An 18339-nucleotide genomic window follows, 5' to 3' on the forward strand; every position below is an offset into this window, starting at 1 on the left:
GTCAAAACCGGAATATCAGTCCGCGAACGCTTCTTCCGACCCCGTCGGCGCGGCGGGGTCCTGCACCCACAGGTCGCCGAACAGTTCGTCCTGCTGGAGGCGGACGCGGCCGCGGTGGGAGAGGAAGAGCAGGCCGAGGTACGTCTCGACGCGCGACCCGCCGGCCAGGTGGACCTCGCGGTAGAGCACCTCGTCGCGGCCGGCGTCGTAGTGCTCGCGCAGCACCTCGTAGACGGCGTCGATGATGTCGTCCATGTTCTCCGCGTGCGTGGTGCCGGTGACGTCGTCCTCCGTCGGCTCGTCGTCCATCCGCAGGTCGTCGGCCGACCGGTAGTCCAGTTCCTGGGTCCCGCGCTGGAACCCCTGCGGGGAGTCGCTCGTGTCGTACTCCCTGGACTCTTTCCACCACGACTCGCGCTCGGCGTCCCGCAGGTCCCGCACCAGCTCGTCCAGCGTCTGGGGCATCCCGCGTGCCCGCCGGCGTTCGAGGCGCCGGTCCATCTCCTGTTCGAGCGAGGCGAAGGGGTCGGGCTCGTCGATGGGCGCGTCCTCGCCCATCGCCTGCTCCCAGGGCTCGACCTGTTCGGCCTCTTCCTCGTCGTCGTCGGCGAGCATCGCGTCGCTCTTCATCCTGATGAGAACGGAGGCGTAGAACAGCGCCCGCCCCGACGTCCGCAGGTCCTGGGCGTCGAGGACGTGCAGGAACTTGTCCGTCACCCGCACGACGTCGATGTCCCACGGGTCGATCTCGCCCTCGTCTGCCAGCTGGACGAGTACCTCGACCGGTTCGACGTTCTCGTCTTCGTCTTCGTCGGCCTCGGATTCCGCGTCATCTGTCTCAGTTGCCGTGGTTTCGGCGTCCGAAGCAGTGTCAGACTCCTCGTCGCTATCGTCGCTCGCGCCGAAGAGTTCTGCCGCGTCGGAACTACCACCAGGCCGTTCCCGATCATCGTGGCCCGCGATGTTCAGTGGGATGTCGTCGTTCCTGTCCCCACTGTCCTCGCCGTCCTCGCCGTCTCCACCTCCGTCAATCATCTGCGGGCACCTCCCCGTCGCCGTCGATGTCCACGTCACCCGAGAGGTCGATGCCGGTGACGGCGCTGATGTTGTTGTCCTGCATCGTCACCCCGATGGCGCGCTCGGAGCGGTCGAGCAGGGCCGAGCGGTGGGAGACGACGACGAACTGGGCCTGCCCCGCGAGTTCGTCGACCATCTCGCCGACGCGCTCGGCGTTGGCGGCGTCGAGGAAGGCGTCGACCTCGTCGAGCGCGTAGAACGGCGCGGGGTTGTGGCGCTGGATGGCGAAGATGAACGCGAGCGCGGTCAGTGACTTCTCCCCGCCGGACATCGCGTTGAGCCGCTGGATGGGCTTGTCGCCGGGCTGGGCCTTCATCGTCAGCCCGCCGTCGAAGGGGTCCTCCTCGTTCTCGAGGAACAGTCGACCCTCGCCGTCGGAGAGGCGCTCGAAGATGTCCTGGAAGTTCTCGTCGATGGCGTCGTAGGACTCCATGAACGTCTCCTTCTTCCGGGCCTCGTAGGTCTCGATGCGCTCGCGGATCTGTTCGGCCTCCTCGACGAGCGTCTCCTTCTTGTCCTCGAGCTCACCCAGGTCCTCGGCGACGCTGTCGTACTCCTCGATGGCGCGCATGTTGACCGGTTCGAGCTTCGCCATCTCGCCTTCGAGACGGTCGATCTCGGACTGGACCGTCTCGTGGTCGGGGACGTCTTCGGGGTCGTAGTCGCCGACCTGCGCTTCGAGTTCCTCGATCTCCCAGTCCAGGCGGTCCTCTTCCTCGCGGGCGTCCTCGAGGTCGCGCTCGACGTCGCTGACTTCCGATTGCTGTTCGTCGCGGGCCTCCTTGGCCTCCTGGAGTTCCTCGCGCAGGTCCTCCCGTTCGTCCTTGAGGTCGGCCAGCTCTTCTTCGAGTTCCTCGACCTCGGACTCCTTCTCGGATTTCTTCTCGCGGTGCGCTTCGATCTCCGATTCGAACTCCGCGATGCGCTCCTGGGCGTCGGCCTTCCGGTTCTGGGCCGTCTCGATGTCATCGTGGAGGTCGTCGATGGCGTCCTCCGCGTACTGCTTTTCCAGGTTCAGTTCGTTGAGGTCCGCGTCGAGGTCGTCCTGGCGGTCCTCCAGCTGGTCGATCTCGGCGTTGATCCGGTCCTTCTGGTCGGTCAGATCCGGGAGGTCGGAGTCGGCGACCTCGGCCTCCAGCTCCTCGATGTCGGCGTTCAGCCCGGCGATTGTCTCGTCCTTCTCCGATATCTGGGCCTCCAGTTCGTCCATCTCGTCGGAGACGGCCTCGCGTTCCTCTTCGATCTCTGCGAGTTCCTCTTCGAGACGCTGGATCTTCTCTTCCGCGTCCTCGATGGACGTCTCCTTGCGCTCGACGTCGGCCTCGATCTCCCGGACCTGGTCGGCCGCGTCGGCCTGGCGGTCGCGGGCGTCGTCGAGGCGCCCCTCGACGTCTCGCAGTTCCTCGCGGACCGCCTTGCGCTCGTCCTCGAGGTCGTTGATCTTCTTCGCGACCCGCTCCAGTTTGCCCTGGCCGCCGGAGAAGGAGTAGCGAGTCCCGGAGGAGGAGCCACCGGTCATCGCGCCGGACTTCTCGACGAGGTCGCCGTCGAGCGTGACGAGGCGGAACTGGCCCATCATGTCCCGGGCCGTCTCGATGTCGTCGACGACGACGGTGTCGCCCAGCACGTAGGAGAACACGCCCGCGTACTCCGGGTCGAAGTCGACGAGGTTGTACGCGAAGTCGATTACTCCGTCTTTGTCGGGCAGGTTCCCCAGCCCGCGCTGGTGCATCTCGGTGATTGGCAGGAAGGTCGCCCGCCCGGCGCCCTTCGACTTGAGGTACTCGATACCGCGCTGGCCGACGGTGTCGTCGTCGACGACGACGTGGGCGAGCCGTCCGCCCGCGGCGGTCTCACAGGCCGTCGCGTAGTCGGGGTCGACGCCGCCGAGCTGGCCGACGGTGCCGTGGACGCCCTCGATGCCGGCGTTGAGGATGGACGTGACCGCGCGGCCGTACGAGGAGTCGCCGTCCTGGCCCGCTCTCGCTTCGAGTTCTGCGTACTCCTGCTGTTTCGCGGAGATTTCGTCCTCCAGGTCGTCGATCGTCGACTGGAGCTCCTGTTTCTCGCTCTTGAGATCCTCGACGACGCCGGTGATGGTCTCCCGGTTCTTCTCGGCCTTCTCCAGTTCGTTCTCGAGGTCGCCGATCTCGGATTCGAGGTCGGGGATCTCTGCTTCGGCCTCCTCGATGGCCTCCTTCTTCTCCCGTTGCTCGTTCGAGCGGCGGCGGGCCTCGTCGATGAGGCGGTCCTGCTCGCGCTGGAGGTCGTTTTTTGCCGATTTAGCCTCCTCCAGATCCGCCCGCTTGTCCTCGAGTTCGGTCTTGACTTCCTCGAACTCGTCGCCGACCTCGTCGATCCGCTGCTGGACCTCCTCGAGTTCGACTTCTTTCTCCTGGATCTCCGCTTTCACGTTGGACTTCTCGACTTTCCGCTCGCGGATGTCGCTCTCCAGGTCGTCGATGGTCTCCTGCTTGCGGTCGATCTGGACGAACGCCTGCCGGCGGGTGTTTTCGGCGTCTTCGACCTTCTCCTCGGCGGTCTCGATCTTGTCCTCCAGGCGGGAGATGTCGCCTTTGATCTCTTCGATCTCCCGCTTGATGGCGAGCTGTTCGTCCTCGCCCTTGCGTTCGATCTCCGCGTTCAGGTCTTCCAGATCCTCTTCCAGGCGGACGACGGTGCCCTGGCGCTGGTCGAGCTCCTCCTGGAGCCCGGCGAGTTCGTCTTCGAGCTCGTCGATCTCCGATTCGATCTCCTCGAGTTCCTCGCGCTTGTCTTCGAGTTCGGCCGCCTTGCGGTACCCCTCGTACTCCTCTTTCTCCTCGCGGAGGCTCTGGTACTTCAGCGCGGTCTCCCGCTCGTCTTCGAGCTGGTCGAGGCGGTTCTGCTTCTCCTCGATCCGCAACTCGGCTTCGTCGATGCGCTCCTGGACGACCTCGAGTTCCTCGAAGGCCGCCTCCTTCTTCTGGTCGAACTCGGCGACGCCCGCAATCTCGTCGATGATCTCCCGGCGAGCGCCGGGGGTCATGTTGATGATCTCGGTGACGTCGCCCTGCATCACGACGTTGTACCCCTCGGGCGTGACGCCCGCCTGCGAGAGCAGGTCCTGGATGTCGGAGAGGTTGACCGAGCGGCCGTTGATGTAGTAGTAGGAGTAGTAGTTGTCCTCGGTCTGTTTGACGCGCCGACGGATGGATATCTCGTCGACGTTACCGACGTCTTCGGTGCCGGCGGCGTTGATCACCTGCGAGCGCTGGAGCTTGCGGTCGGAGTTGTCGAGGATGACCTCGACGCTGGCCTCGCGCTCGCCGCCGAAGTCGTCCTCGTCCTCGGCGTCCCGCGGGTTGTAGATGAGATCCGTCAGCTTCTCGGCCCGGATACCCGACGTGCGGGCCAGGCCGAGCGCGAACAGGACGGAGTCGATGATGTTCGACTTCCCCGACCCGTTCGGTCCGGTGACGACGGTGAAATCCTCGTAGAACGGAATCCGCGTCTTCCGGCCGAAACTCTTGAAGTTGTCAAGGACGAGCTCTTTGATGTGCATTGGGTCGCTCGTGGCCGTCCGACCTACGCGACGATGATGTCGGAGCCGGAGTCGGCCTCGCTTTCCTCCCGGTTGTCCTCAGTTGTGGCGTCCTCGGCTTTATGTGTGTCGGCTCCTCCCTGCTCCGCTGCCGGCGTAGTGTCCGTCTGCGTACTGTTCGGCGTCGACTCGCCAGCGGACCCGGAGCTGTCGTCGCTGAGTCCGATATCGGTGTCGACGGCGTTCTCCAGTTCGCGGAGGCGGACCTTGCACTCGACGAGTTCGTCGGTGAGCCCTTCGACGGACGCTTCGAGTTCCTTCACGCGCGATTCGAGTTCCTCGACACGGTTACCGCACATGGACATACAGCGCGACTGATAGACCTTAAACCTCCGTCAGACATTGACAGCGCGATTGACAACTCCCCGACCAGTCGCCCCCGGTGTGTCCGGTCGCTATCTGGCGATCATGCGCCGTAGGTCTCGTCCAGATACGCCGACACGCGGTCGACGACGGCGGGGTCGAACGTCCAGAGGCCGGTCCACTCGTTCGGTCCGACCTCCGTCGCGAGCAGGGCGCCCTTGAACTCGTCGGGGCAGTCGGTGTTGACGACGAACCACGAGGTACGGATCTCCTCGCTATCGTCCGCGTGGACGGAGATGTCGTCGGGAATAGCCGGTGAGTCGTCCGGCGTCCCGTACACGTGGACAGAGACGTCGGCGTCGACGAGCCGCTCGTACACCGATCTCGTCCCGCGTTCGTCCTCGATGCGAGAGAGGTGCTGAAAGCCGGTGTGTAACGTGCTCCCGCCGGACCGGTAGGCCAGGGCCTCGACGTGGCGCGAGATCTCGATCAGCAGCATCTTCTGCTTGCCCGAAACCGTGAACGTCGTCTCGTCCAGCCCCGCGAGCACGTCTGGCGTGTCGACCTCGTCGATCGATCTGGTGCCGGTGATATAGAGGTCCGAGTTCACCATCAGGACGCTGTTTCCCACGTCGGCGATCGAAGAGATGGCGAGTTGCGTCGTCCCCTCCCCGTCTCCTTCGAGAATGACGAGGTTTCCGGGGCTTCCCGCTGCGGGCACGTCCTCCCGGATCCGCACGTCCGGCGCGTCGACCATCCGCCTGAGCATCCGCACGATCGGCTCCGGTTCGTCGCGGTTCCGTATCGTGAGCGTCTTCTCACCGGAGTCGACGTCCGCGATGATGTCGGCGAGTCCCATTGCGTACTCGTTCGGGTGGAGTGCTAAATACGACGCGGGGCGATTACCATCGCTGATAGCGATGCGCGAGGGCTACGCGTCCGTCCACGGAAACAGCGGCTCGTCGCACCGCTCCCGAACGGCGTCGCTCGTCAGCGTCGATCCGTCCGTTCCGTAGACCATGGCGGGATGGTCCTGCGGCGTCAGCCCGGGGACGTCGGCGTCCCAGTTCGCCTCGTAGGCCAGCGACGAGTGCGGCGAGAACGGTTCCGTCCCGATCGGCAGGTACGCCTGTGTCGCCCACGGGACGAACCGCTCCCGGTTCATCTCCTGGTTCCGGAGCCAGTTGCCGTCCTCGACGCTCCCGTCGAGACGCTCGTCGGTCCCTCGCTCCAGTCCGTTCGTCATCCCGCCTTCGGGCTGGGTCCCGTTCACGTAGAAGACGTGGAGCGGGTACGGGCTGGCGTCCCACGTGCGGGCAAGGGTCGTGCCGTCGGCCAGCACGATCAGGTCCAGGAACGTGTACACCGTCGGCGGCGTCCGGATGTACGAGGGGACGTCCTCCGGGCCGTTGTCCGGGAACTCCGCCTGGAACCGGACCGGGTCCCGGTAGAACAGTTCGTTCAGCTTCCGGATGTAGGTGTCCTGCCCGCCGACGATGGCAGAGACGCGGACACCTTCGACCGTCTCGCCGTCAGGCCCGTCCACTGCGACGCGATTCAGATCCTCGGACCTCGGTTCGTAGCCCGCACTGTCTCCGTCGCCGCCCCCTCGCTCGACGATATCGTCGTCGTAGCGAATGCGGTGTGCCCTCGCCTTCTCGCGCCCGTCGAACCAGTCCCAGAACTCGCTCGGCGGGTCCTCGATCAGGGTCCGCATCGCGTTGTCCTCGCCGTGGTCGGTCTCCCCCTCGACGCAGACCCAGACGGGGTCGTGCTCGTCGATTGCCACCGTCACCGCGTCCCAGTCGTCGATGCGCCGGCCGCCGCTCGACGGAAAGGTAACTTCGAGGTGGTTCTTCAGCCGGTAGGCACGGAACTCCTCGCCGGGGTACTCGGGGAACGTCTTCCTGGCCGCCAGCGCGTCGTCGAGGGCCGTCGGCAGGGACTCCCGCTGGTCCCCGAGGAACCACGCGTCGAGGCCCTTCCCCCAGTAATCCGGCATCGCGCTGTCGAGGTCGTCGCCGCCCGCGGCGCTGTGTTCGCTGCCGCCGGGGATCAGCGAGAGCGTCGTCGCCGACCCGGTCACCGTCTCGTCACTCACAGCCACTCACCTCCGAACAGGTACTCGACGCCGTCCAGCACGAACTCCACCCCGTCGTCGGTCAGCGTCTCGACGGTGTAGGGCACCGAGGACCCGCTGGCGAAGACGAACTCGCCGGATTCCAGGTGTTCCGTCCGGAGGTGGACCTCCGTCGAGCGGTAGGCCCCGAGGGCGAACTGGAGGCGTTCGAAGTGCTCGCCCAGTCGCAGGCGCCTGATCCGGTCGCCGTCGTCCGTCAGGTGGACGTCGTCGACGACAACTGTCCACGCCTCGCCGGCGTCGCTGTCCAGCGAGTCCGACGCGGAGTCCGTGGCCGGCGACCAGTCGATCTCCAGTTTCGTCGCGTCGGCTCGCGTCGTCTCGGCCAGCTCGCGCAGGTCCCACGAGACGACTGCGGGCGCGTGCGGCCGGACGGTCTGTGCGTCCGATTCGACGACGCCAGTGTCGTCGCCGAAGAGCCCATCGTCTACGTAGTGCAATCGAAACCGCACCGAGATAGCCACGTCGCTCCCCGGGATCCGGCCGGGCGTGACCGTCGCGAACAGGGAGGGGTTCGCGACGAGGTCGGCGTTTCGGACGCGTTCCTCGTTCTCGATGCGTCCGGCAGTTCGGTCCGTCGTCGCCGCCAGCGCGTGGTCGCCGCTCGTGACGGCAGCCGGTCGCTCAGACTTCGCGACCCGGTCGAGCGTCGTCTCACCGACGCCGCGCCAGCCGGCCAGGCCCGACTCGAAGTCGCCCAGAGTGACGGCATCGTCGCTCGTCTCAGCCGCCCCGCTCGCGGGCACCGCACCGCCGGCGAGCGCCGCGGCAGTCGTGGCCCCTATCCCCTTCAGCACGTTTCGACGCGTCGCTGACCCAGTCGACCCCCATGTACCTTCCATTTTCAGGTCCGAAAGACCTCGGCCACCACTCAAAACGTTACCCCCTAATCGCTTAGCCCGGGGAATGCACGTCGACGAGCGGAACGAACCCCTTCGTTAGCCTTTAGCCGAACGGCGTCGAATCCCGGACAATGACCGCTCAGGCCACGGAGTCGCGCGAACTCGCGACCGTCATCGGGCTCGAGGTCCACGTCCAGCTCGAGACCGAGACGAAGATCTTCTGCGGCTGTTCGACCGACGTGGGCGACGACGAGCCCAACACCCACACCTGCCCGGTGTGCCTCGGCCTCCCCGGCGCGCTCCCGGTCGTCAACGAGGCGGCCGTCGAGTCGGCGGTGAAGGTCGGCAAAGCCATCGACGCCGACGTCCCCGAGGAGACCACCTTCCACCGGAAGAACTACTATTACCCCGACCTGCCGAAGAACTTCCAGATCACCCAGTACGACGCGCCAATCTGCCAGGACGGCACGCTGGAGTTCTCCCACGAGGGCGAGCGCCGCGCGGTCGACATCCGACGGGCCCACCTCGAAGAGGACCCCGGGTCGATCAAGCACGTCCGCGACGGCAGCGGCCCGCTGGAATCCCGGACGACGGGCATCGACCGGGCGGACTACACCCTCATTGACTACAACCGCGCCGGCACGCCGCTGATGGAGATCGTCACCCAGCCCGACTTCCGCGCGCCCGGTGAGGTTCGAGCGTTCCTCGAAAAGCTGGAGGAGGTCCTGGAGTACCTGGGCGTCTTCGACGCGACGCGGGACGGCAGCCTGCGCATCGACGCCAACCTCTCGCTGGTCGACGCCGACGACGTGGGCGACGACGGCGACATCGACGAGTCGGTCCTCGAAGACGCCAACCGCACCGAGGTCAAGAACATCTCCAGCCACCGGGGCGCCGAACAGGCCCTGGCCTTCGAGGCCTCCCGGCAGAAGAAGCTCGTCCAGTCCGGTCGCGAGGTCGCCCAGGAGACCCGCCACTTCAACGAGACCCACGGCAACACCGTCGGGATGCGCTCGAAGGAGGAGGAGAAGGACTACCGCTACTTCCGCGAGGCCGACCTCCCGCCGCTCCGCGTGAGCCACTGGAAGGAAGAGATCGCCATCCCGGAACTCCCCGACGCCCGCCGCGAGCGCTTCGTCTCGGAGTACGGCCTGAGCGACGAGGCGGCCTCGAAGCTCACCAGCACCAAGCAGGTCGCGGACTTCTTCGAGAGCGTCGCCGAGCGCTTCGACGCCGACCTGGCCGCGACCTGGGTCGCCGACGAACTGCTGGGCGAACTCAACTACCGCGACATGCAGATCACCGACGTCGAGGACCGCTTCGACGAGGTGACCCGCCTCGTCGAACTCGTCGCCGAGGACGAGATAACCGCCAAGAACGCCAAGGAGACCGTCCTGCGCGGGATGCTCGACAACGGCGAGGACCCGGACAGCATCGTCGAGGCCGAGGACCTGGGCAAGACGAGCGGCGACGAGATACAGGCGGCCGTCGAGGACGCTATCGACGAGAACCCCGACGCCGTGTCGGACTTCCACGACGGCGACGACGGCGCCATCAACTTCCTGGTCGGCCAGGTTATGCAGAAGACGGGCGGGAGTGCGGACCCCGGCGAAGTGAACGGGCTGTTGCGGGAGGAGCTGGAAGGGTAAACACGATTTCAGCGGGAGGCGATACGACATGAGCAAAACCGAATCCGCCGTCGAAGACACCGTGCTGACGGACGTCCTCGGCCCCCACGCCAAGGTGAAGATACTGACCGCGCTGCTGGGCGAAAACGACCGGGATCTCGACGCGACCGAGATCGCCCGCCTCGCGGGTATCGACCGGAGCACGTTCTACGAACACCTCGACGACCTGCTCGGCTACGAGCTGATCGAGGAGACGCGTCGCGTGGGCAACAGCCAGAAGTACGCGATCAACCGGGACAACCCCGCCGCAGAGGACCTGGCCCAGATGGAGTGGGACCTGCTCGAGTACGTGGACGAGTCGGAGTAGACGGAAGCAGCAGAACCTACGCCAGCGACTCGTCGACGACGCCCTCCGTCAGGTCCGACAGCGGCGCCGTCAGTTCGTAGCTCGGCGTTCGCAGGTCGATGGGCGACGTCGAGGAGAGGCCGCTGAAGTGCAGCGTCATCTGGTAGCTCCCGTCGTCGGCGATTGGCACGGCTTCCTGCTGGTCGCTCGCCTCGTGGCTGGCCCAGGCGTACTTCCCGGCGTCCGCCGGGTCCGACTGGCCGCGGATTTCGAAGCTGGCGTTCGACGCGCTGCCGGTCGTCGGATAGCCGTTGTCTATCCAGGCGCCGAATCCTTCGTCGATGGCGTAGACGTCTTCGTACCCCTCGGCGATCAGTTCGCCCGCGCGGAGCGACGAGAGGTGGTGGGGACACCGGCAGTAACAGACGATACGCTGGTCCTGGGACCACTCGTCGGTCGGGTCGTCTTGCCGTGATTTCGACCAGTCCTCGACGCGACGGGCGGTACTCAGGACTGCGTCGGTGATGTGCGCCTCGTCGTACTGGCGCTGGCCGCGGGCGTCCACGAACTTCGTGTCGGTCTCCTGGTGCCACGTGTGGGATTCGTCGACGGGTACTAGCGGCACCTGCTCGTCGCCGACGTCCAGCGTCTGGTACTCAGATTCCGTCCCCGAGCCCGATCCACCGCCGAGACACCCCGCGAGACCGCCTGCCAGCGCCGCGGCCGACGTCAGGAAGGTTCGCCGATTCATATTGACGAATAGTTAGTCGAAAGGAATGATAAAGTCGTCGGGAGCGGTCGCCGGGCGCGCCACTACTCCGCGTCGGCGTCGGCATCGAACCGCAGGAGGAACGCGAACAGCGCCGCCGCGAGCAGTTCGACGCTCTTGATGAATCCCTCGACCGGTTCGACGACGTAGTGTTCGGCGATGGTTCCCAGGATGCCCCCGCCGTGGGAGTGGCCGCCGCCGGCGCCGGGGGCAGCCGACCCCGTCAGGAAGGCGCCGTGGCCCGTCTCGTGCCAGAACACCCAGCCGAGAAAGGAGAGCACCATCAACGCCAGGCCGATCTGGTAGGCCCGGCGGAGCGAGAGCTTGTCGTGGATGACGAGGTAGGGCCCCGACAGGAGCGCGAGCGCGAAGGCGACGAAGAGGAACGGCCGCGGGTCCGGCGGCAGGCCGCGCGAGGCCAGGTCGAGGAGGGCGGTCCCGTAGATGAGGCTCCGCGGGAACCCCCACCAGAGGTGGTAGGCCGCGGTGACGAACACGAGGGCGGCGACGGTGGCTCGCGCCGCGCGGACGTACCGGTGATCCATGTCCGAAACGCCGGCGAGCGAAGCCAAGAGCGCGTCGATACGCGCCGAGAACGGGACACCACCGCGCACGTGTGCGAGCGCAGGCACGAGCACGCGCCTGGCGCGGACACCCGCGCCCGCCCAACCGGGCGCACACACGCGCTATCTGCCGATTTCGGACGAAACACTTTTGGATGCACCTCGCCCTATCCACCTGTAATGAGCGAGCAATCTGGTGATGTCTCGTGGAGCTGATCATCACCGAGAAGGAGAACGCTGCCCGCCGGATCGCGGAGATCCTCAGCGAGGGGAGCGCGCAGGCCGAGCGCAAGAACGGGGTCAACGTGTATCGCTGGGGCTCGAAACGCGTGATGGGGCTCTCGGGCCACGTCGTGGGGGTCGACTTCCCGCCCGAGTACTCCGACTGGCGCGACGTCGAGCCGGCGGAACTGGTCGACGCCGACGTCGTCAAGTCGGCGACCCAGGAGAACATCGTCGAGACGCTCCGCTTCCTCGCCCGCAAGGCCGAGGAGGCCACCATCGCGACTGACTACGACCGCGAGGGGGAACTCATCGGCAAGGAAGCGTACGAGCTGATCCGTGACGAGACGGACGTCCCCGTCAAGCGAGTCCGCTTTTCCTCCATCACCGAGCGGGAGGTCCGGAACGCCTTCGCGAACCCGGACGACCTCGACTTCGACCTGGCCGCCGCCGGCGAAGCCCGCCAGATCATCGACCTGGTCTGGGGCGCCGCGCTGACGCGCTTTCTCTCCCTCTCGGCGCGCCAGCTCGGCAACGACTTCATCAGCGTCGGCCGGGTCCAGTCCCCGACGCTGAAGCTCATCGTCGACCGCGAACGCGAGATCGAGGCCTTCGACCCGGAAGACTACTGGGAGATCTACGGCGACCTGACCAAGGGCGCCGAATCCTTCGAGGCCCAGTACTTCTACGACGACGACGGCACCGAGGCCGAGCGCGTCTGGGACGAGGAGTCGGCCGAGGCCGCCTACGAAGCCATCGCGAGCACGGACGCCGCGACGGTCACCTCGGTCCGTCGGCGGACCCGTACCGACGACCCGCCGGAGCCGTTCAACACCACGGCGTTCATCTCCGCCGCGAGTTCGCTCGGTTACTCCGCCCAGCGCTCGATGTCCATCGCCGAGGATCTGTACACCGCCGGGTACATGACCTACCCGCGGACGGACAACACGGTGTACCCGGACGACCTGGAACCGGACGAACTGCTCGACGAGTTCGTCGGCGACTCGACGTTCGGCGAGCACGCCGAGATGCTGCTGGAGCAAGAGGAGATCGTGCCGACGGAGGGCGACGACGAGACGACCGACCACCCGCCCATCCACCCGACCGGCGAGATTCCCGCGCCGAGCGAACTCGGCGAGGATGAGTGGGAAGTGTTCGAACTCGTCGTCCGCCGCTTCTTCGCGACGGTGGCCGAGCCCGCGAAGTGGGCCCACCTCCGTGTGGTCGCCGAGGCGGCCGACCACTCGCTCAAGGCCAACGGCAAGCGCCTGGTCGAACCGGGGTACCACGAGGTCTATCCGTACTCCAGCGCGAGCGAGAACTTCGTCCCCGCCGTCGAGGAGGGCGAGGAACTCGCGCTGTCCGACGTCGAGCTCCAGGCCAAGCAGACCCAGCCGCCGCGCCGGTACGGCCAGTCCCGGCTCATCCAGAAGATGGAGGAACTTGGCCTCGGGACGAAGGCGACCCGGCACAACACCATCGAGAAGCTGTACGACCGGGGCTACATCGAGAACGACCCGCCGCGGCCGACGACGCTGGCCACGGCTGTCGTCAAGGCGGCCGAGGAGTTCGCCGACCACGTCGTGAGCGACGACATGACCGCCCAACTGGAGGCGGACATGTCCGCCATCGCCAACGGCGAGGCGACGCTCGACGACGTCACCGTGGAGTCCCGCGAGATGCTGGAGGCGGTGTTCGAGGAACTCGCCTCCTCCCGCGAGGAGGTCGGTGAACACCTCCAGGAGTCACTCAAGGCCGACAAGCGACTCGGTCCGTGTCCCGACTGCGGCGACGACCTGCTCGTTCGCCGCTCGCGCCAGGGGTCGTACTTCGTCGGCTGCGACGGCTTCCCGGAGTGTGAGTACACGCTGCCGCTCCCCTCGACGGGCGACCCGCTCGTCATCGAGGAGACCTGCGAGGAACACGAGATGAACCACGTGAAGATGCTCGCCGGACGGGACACCTTCGTCCACGGCTGTCCCCGCTGTGAAGCGGAGAAGGCCGACGAGACCGAAGACGAGGTCATCGGGGTGTGTCCGGAGTGTGGGGAGGAGCACGACGGAGAGTTGGCGATCAAGCGCCTCCGCTCTGGCTCCCGACTCGTCGGCTGTACGCGCTACCCCGACTGCGACTACTCGCTCCCGCTGCCGCGCAACGGCGACATCGTCGTGACCGAGGCACGCTGTGAGGAACACGACCTCCCGGAGATCGAAATCCACGACCAGGCCGGCGACGGGGCAGATGATGTGGCTGACGACAGGGCTGACGACGAGGAAGGCGATGACGCCGACGACGACGGACCGTGGGAACTGGGCTGTCCCATATGCAACTTCGAGGAGTACCAGGCCCGCCAGCGCGTCGACGACCTGGAGGACCTGTCGGGGATCGGCGGCGCGACCGCCGAGAAACTCGCCGACGTCGGCGTCGACTCGGTGGACGACCTGAAGGACGTCGAACCGGGCGAGGTTGCCGCCACCGTCCAGGGCGTCACCGCCAAACAGGTCGAGGAGTGGCAGGAGACGCTGGACGGCGAAGGCGAAGCACCCGCCGCGGACTGACCGAGTTCCTGTTTTCTGACCCGGCGGCCGTCGACTCGATGGCTACAGCGTCGTCGAGACGCGTTCGCCGCTGACGACCTCGGGGATGATCACCTCGTCGGCGCCCGCGCGGCGGGCAAGCGTCTCGTCGGTCTCGTCGCCGACGCGGACCACCAGCCGGACCGTCGGCGCCAGCTGGCTCGCCGCGAGGACGATCTGGATGTTCGCATTCGAGTCGTCGATGGCGCCGACGACGGCGCTGGCCCGCTCGATGCCCGCGTCGCCGAGGGTCTCCTCGCGTCTGGCGTCCCCCCGCACCGCGAGGACGCCGTCGTCGATGGCCTGGTCGTACTGTGCCTCCTGGGTCTCGACGACGACCACGTCGCGACCGGCGTCGTCGAGGCTGCGAGCCACGGTCTTGCCGAAGGTGCCGTAGCCGCAGACGACGACGTGGTCGTCGAGGTCGCCGATGGTGGATAGTTGCTGCATCGCTCTGAGTTCCTCGCGCATCTGTCCGCCGAACGCCGCCGTCAGGACCGTCTCGCCGGTCCACAGCCCCGTGAGTACGAGCCCCGTCAGCACGACGATGGCGTACCCCTTCACCAGCGTCGCCGGCCCGTCGTGGTTCTGGAAGTGCAACTCGATGCTCGTTGGGTCGAGCAACCAGAACAGCGCGTCGACGACGCCGACGCCGCCGAGGGCGGTGAAGCCCGCGACGCCAGCGAGGACGACGGCCGCGAACGCGGCGATCGGTCTGAGGGCGTGTCTGAGCAGTGGTCGACGGAGCAAGCCGCCGAGCGGAACAGGTGCCACGTAGTGATGGTGTGTGGTAGTTCGTATCAAATGGGCGTTCGTGGCGAGATTTGCTATTGTGTGGGTTGTTTGTTGGGGATTTTCGTTTGATTCGGGCGTGTTTCGAGTGAATGGGTGTGTTAGTGGGTCGGTGCTGGGAGAAACGAGCCCGCAAACAACCAGAAAGCCCTCAGCGTGCTCGACTTGCGCGGACCCGCTGCGCGCGCTCGTTCCTCGCGTGCTTGCGGGTCCGGGCTTCGCCGACCACGCCTCGCCCTTTCATTCCTCCAGGTCCCGCATCGCTCGCGCGATGAAACGCGCTCGCGATTGACTCCACCACCCCTCCCCGGATTCGGCGCGTCCGCGCCGAATCACGCTTCCTGCCCGCCCAGCATCCGGCTGGCCGGGAACGCGTCCCCGAGCAACGCGAGGGGCGCGCGACCTGGGGAAGGGCAGGGCTGCGGTGTGGTGCCTGGAGGACTGAAAGGGCGAGGCGCGGTCCGGGAACCCCGGTCCACCAAGCACCGCAACGCAGTGAGGAGCGCAGGTGGACCGCGGGACCGGAGCGCGCCGAGGGCTTTCGAGGTGTTGGGCGTCGTGGTCACAGCAGCTCCGCCAGATCGCTCGGCCCTTCATCTGTATCGATCACATCACGCGAGATACCGAACACCTAGAAGCCGATGTGGGAGGTCGAACTCGGGCCGTCGTCGTCGCCCTCGCCGATGCCGCCCTCGTGGGCGAAGGTGTACTCGTCGTCGGTCAGGAAGATCGCTTCGTCCTTGACGACGAGGTCGACGTCGGGGAGGGTCGTGTCGGCGGCGTCGCCGTTGTCGCAGTAGCCCGAGCAGGCGTCGAACATCGAGCCGTGTTTCGGGCAGATGATCTGCCCGTCGCGCATGGCGACGCCGCGGCCGGTGTCGAATCGCTGGGCCTCGTGGGTACAGCGGTTGACGAACGCCCGCACGGGTCGGTCCTCTTCGTCGCAGGGAACGACGATCAGCTCCTCCTCGGCGCCGTACTCGTCCGTCGCTGTGAAGCGATAGGAGCGGTTCTCGCGGACGTCGGAGACGGTGGTGAGTTCGGTTCCCGTCGGCATGGGTGAATCGAGTGGTTTCGGCGACTAAGTTCTGTGGGCGGTAGACGAGGCCGACGGGTTCGCGGGCTTCCGCGAGACGGCGACCAAGACCAACTCGCTGGTGGACCGCCTCCGGAAGCTCACCCTCCCCGCCGTGGACGACGTGCGCGAGGGGCTGGAAAGCTACGTCGAGACGATGGAGCGTGCCGAGGAACTCGAAGAGAAAATCCAGCGAACCGACGACCTGATCGACGAAATCGTCTACGAGCTGTACGGGCTGACCGACGAGGAAATCGAGATCGTGGAAGATGCGGTGGGCGAGGACTGAGTACCGCGAGCGAGCGGAGTGAGCGAGCGGCCTTTTTCGCCACCGGGAGAGCAAGCTCTCCCGAGCCCACCCTCGCTTCGCTCGCGTGGACCACGTTTTTCGAGGAGTGGTTCCCGCAGCGAACGGAGCGGGCGCGAAGCGCCCGCGATTGTTCGAACGGGGAACGGAGTGACCCGTGAGAACGAAGTGAGCGAGGAAACCCGACGATGAAAAAGGTGGTCGTGTAGGAGCTGTACGGGCTGACCGACGAGGAAATCGAAATCGTGGAGGCAGCGGTGGGCGAGGACTGAAGAGACGACCTCGAATTTAAATGCCATCGGGACCCACCTGTTTTCATGGGAATCGTCCGGGACAGCGAACACAGCAACGGTGCGCCAACCGTGGAAGGGACGGGAATACGGGTGAAGGATATAGCAACTGCCTACGAGCACAGTGGGTACGAGCCCGACGAGATTACCCAGTTGTATCCCGATCTCTCGCTGGGTGACGTTCACCGCGCGCTGGCGTTTTACTACGACCACATCGACGACTTCCGATCAGCCGGTTCCGAGTCTGCGCCTGCATGACGCCCCCGTTGTATTGCGACGAAAGTATCTGGATTCCCGTCGCCGACGGACTCCGTCGTCGTGGGTGGGAGGTACGTACAGTCCGAGACGAGGGAACCCTGGGTGATCCTGACCGGGACAGCTGCAGTACGCGACGGAACGGGACTGGATCGTCGCGACGTTCGACGACGACTTTCTTTCCCTCGTCGAAGGCGAGGGGTTAGACCACGCAGGCCTGATATACGTTCAGCAAGCGGGACGCAAGATCGGTGACGTCGTGAAGGCCGTCGATACGTGTCTCGAAGCATTCGAAGAGACTGAGCAGGATATTCACTATCTATAGCCGAGCAGTACGGACTGATCAACGAGGAAATCGAAATTGTCGAAGAGGCGGTGGGAAGGAATTGAGTACCGCGAGCGAACGGAGTGAGCGAGCGGCCTTTTTCGCCCACGTTTTTCGAGGAGTGGTGCCGGAGCGACGCGACGGCACCCGACGAAGAAAAAGGTGGTTCCGAAGCGGTTTTACCGTCCGGCGAGAGTCACTCACCAACATGAGCGACTGGGCGGACTGGGACCACATCGTGAAGATCGACCCGGACAAGACGCTGGTCGAGGGGGAGACGTTCGAGGACGTCGCGGCGACGGGCACCGACGCCATTGAGGTCGGCGGCACGACCGGCATGACCGAGGAGAAGATGGCCCGCGTCGTCGAGGCCTGCGGGAAACACGACGTACCGGTGTACATCGAGCCCTCCAACCCGGCCTCGGTCGTCCACAGCGACCTCCACGAGGGCTACCTGGTCCCGGTGGTCCTCAACGCGGGCGACGTGACGTGGATCACCGGCGCCCACAAGGAGTGGGCCCGCATCGACGACGGCATCGACTGGTCGCGCACGTGGACGGAGGGGTACATCGTCATGAACCCCGAGGCTTCCGTCGCCAGCTACACGCAGGCTGACTGCGACCTCGAGGCGGACGACGTCGCGGCCTACGCCGAAGTCGCCGAACACCTGCTGGGCCAGGACATCGTCTACGTCGAGTACTCCGGGACCTTCGGCGACCCCGAGATCGTCGAGGCCGCCGCGGCGACCCTCGACGAGGCCACGCTGTTCTACGGCGGCGGCATCCACGACTACGACTCCGCGCGCACGATGGCCGCCGTCGCCGACACCGTCGTCGTCGGCGACCTGGTCCACGACGAAGGCGTCGACGCGGTCCGCGAGACGGTCGAAGGGGCCAGGGACGCACAGCCCGCCGCACCGACTGGCGAGTAGTTCTTCCCTCGACCACATTCTGTGACTTCGACGCATGGGTTCTCGCTCTACAACGGGCGCCTCCGGGATGTGGTCGGTACAGGGAGTGGAGTGAGCGATCGGTTGGGTTACGGGATTGTCGGTCTTCGCACGAAGTCAAACAACTCGAAAGCCCTCAGCGCGCTCGACGCGCCCTGTGCGGGATATCCTCGCTCCTCCGTCGCTCGGATAGGGCCCGCGCAGGCCACGCGAGCCCGCCTCGCCCTTTCAGTCCGCCAGGCACAGCCTCGCTCGTGCGATGAAACGCACTCACGATTGACTCCGCCACCCCTCCCC

Annotated in this window: 16 protein-coding genes and 1 pseudogene; 7 read left to right on the plus strand and 10 right to left on the minus strand. The window is 66.2% G+C overall.

What is annotated here, in order from left to right; translation table 11 throughout:
- Positions 1-15: 15 nt before the first annotated feature.
- From BM337_RS12640 to BM337_RS12665, 6 genes are all read right to left on the minus strand, one after another.
- A complete protein-coding gene (locus tag BM337_RS12640; protein WP_089816953.1) occupies positions 16-1035 on the minus strand; it encodes a segregation/condensation protein A in 1020 nt (339 codons plus the stop codon).
- Entirely contained in the window at positions 1028-4621 is a 3594-nt protein-coding gene (smc, locus tag BM337_RS12645; RefSeq protein WP_089816954.1) for a chromosome segregation protein SMC, read from the minus strand. The genes BM337_RS12640 and smc overlap by 8 nt, the downstream gene beginning before the upstream one ends.
- A gap of 23 nt (positions 4622-4644) precedes the next feature.
- On the minus strand, positions 4645-4959 hold the full coding sequence (locus BM337_RS12650; RefSeq protein WP_089816955.1) for a DUF7518 family protein: 315 nt from the start codon (positions 4957-4959) through the stop codon (positions 4645-4647).
- 107 nt (positions 4960-5066) lie between these two features.
- Entirely contained in the window at positions 5067-5822 is a 756-nt protein-coding gene (locus tag BM337_RS12655; RefSeq protein ID WP_089816956.1) for a DICT sensory domain-containing protein, read from the minus strand.
- Positions 5823-5894: 72 nt separating this feature from the next.
- Positions 5895-7064, minus strand: a complete 1170-nt coding sequence (locus BM337_RS12660) for a hypothetical protein (protein WP_089816957.1) — start codon at positions 7062-7064, stop codon at positions 5895-5897.
- Positions 7061-7900: a hypothetical protein gene (locus BM337_RS12665; RefSeq protein ID WP_089816958.1), complete on the minus strand. Its 840-nt coding sequence runs from the start codon at positions 7898-7900 to the stop codon at positions 7061-7063. The genes BM337_RS12660 and BM337_RS12665 overlap by 4 nt, the downstream gene beginning before the upstream one ends.
- A 176-nt stretch (positions 7901-8076) precedes the next feature.
- Between BM337_RS12665 and gatB the strand changes: the two genes are divergently transcribed.
- On the plus strand, positions 8077-9594 hold the full coding sequence (gatB, locus tag BM337_RS12670; RefSeq protein ID WP_089816959.1) for an Asp-tRNA(Asn)/Glu-tRNA(Gln) amidotransferase subunit GatB: 1518 nt from the start codon (positions 8077-8079) through the stop codon (positions 9592-9594).
- 28 nt (positions 9595-9622) lie between these two features.
- A complete protein-coding gene (locus BM337_RS12675; RefSeq protein WP_089816960.1) occupies positions 9623-9940 on the plus strand; it encodes a winged helix-turn-helix domain-containing protein in 318 nt (105 codons plus the stop codon).
- Positions 9941-9956: 16 nt separating this feature from the next.
- Here BM337_RS12675 and BM337_RS12680 read toward each other — a convergent pair whose 3' ends face one another.
- Both BM337_RS12680 and BM337_RS12685 read right to left on the minus strand, forming a co-directional pair.
- The gene (locus BM337_RS12680; RefSeq protein WP_089816961.1) at positions 9957-10670 is read right to left on the minus strand and encodes a rhodanese-like domain-containing protein; all 714 of its coding nucleotides are present in this window, start codon (positions 10668-10670) and stop codon (positions 9957-9959) included.
- A gap of 62 nt (positions 10671-10732) precedes the next feature.
- Complete coding sequence (locus tag BM337_RS12685) at positions 10733-11233, minus strand: hypothetical protein (protein WP_089817197.1); 501 nt, start codon at positions 11231-11233, stop codon at positions 10733-10735.
- Positions 11234-11457: 224 nt separating this feature from the next.
- Here BM337_RS12685 and BM337_RS12690 point away from each other — a divergent pair, with 224 nt between their 5' ends.
- Complete coding sequence (locus BM337_RS12690) at positions 11458-14031, plus strand: DNA topoisomerase I (RefSeq protein ID WP_089816962.1); 2574 nt, start codon at positions 11458-11460, stop codon at positions 14029-14031.
- Between the two features lie 42 nt (positions 14032-14073).
- On the opposite strand, the gene BM337_RS12695 is transcribed toward BM337_RS12690, so the two are convergent.
- Together BM337_RS12695 and BM337_RS12700 are read right to left on the minus strand one after the other, a co-directional pair.
- Entirely contained in the window at positions 14074-14823 is a 750-nt protein-coding gene (locus tag BM337_RS12695) for a potassium channel family protein (RefSeq protein WP_089816963.1), read from the minus strand.
- Positions 14824-15472: 649 nt separating this feature from the next.
- Positions 15473-15898 (minus strand): Rieske (2Fe-2S) protein, encoded by a 426-nt coding sequence (locus BM337_RS12700; RefSeq protein ID WP_089816964.1) that lies wholly within the window; start codon positions 15896-15898, stop codon positions 15473-15475.
- Between the two features lie 37 nt (positions 15899-15935).
- Here BM337_RS12700 and BM337_RS12705 point away from each other — a divergent pair.
- From BM337_RS12705 to BM337_RS12715, 4 genes and pseudogenes are all read left to right on the plus strand, one after another.
- A pseudogene (locus BM337_RS12705) lies at positions 15936-16205 on the plus strand (restriction endonuclease); the annotation flags it as partial.
- A gap of 335 nt (positions 16206-16540) precedes the next feature.
- Positions 16541-16771, plus strand: coding sequence for a DUF433 domain-containing protein (locus BM337_RS12710; protein WP_089816965.1), 231 nt, complete (start codon positions 16541-16543; stop codon positions 16769-16771).
- Positions 16772-16892: 121 nt separating this feature from the next.
- Positions 16893-17093: a DUF5615 family PIN-like protein gene (locus tag BM337_RS21915; RefSeq protein WP_394327770.1), complete on the plus strand. Its 201-nt coding sequence runs from the start codon at positions 16893-16895 to the stop codon at positions 17091-17093.
- A gap of 208 nt (positions 17094-17301) precedes the next feature.
- Positions 17302-18024 (plus strand): phosphoglycerol geranylgeranyltransferase, encoded by a 723-nt coding sequence (locus BM337_RS12715; RefSeq protein ID WP_089816966.1) that lies wholly within the window; start codon positions 17302-17304, stop codon positions 18022-18024.
- The last annotated feature ends 315 nt before the right edge of the window (positions 18025-18339 follow it).

Origin of the sequence: Halomicrobium zhouii (genome assembly GCF_900114435.1) — an archaeon.
GTDB classification, from domain to species: domain Archaea; phylum Halobacteriota; class Halobacteria; order Halobacteriales; family Haloarculaceae; genus Halomicrobium; species Halomicrobium zhouii.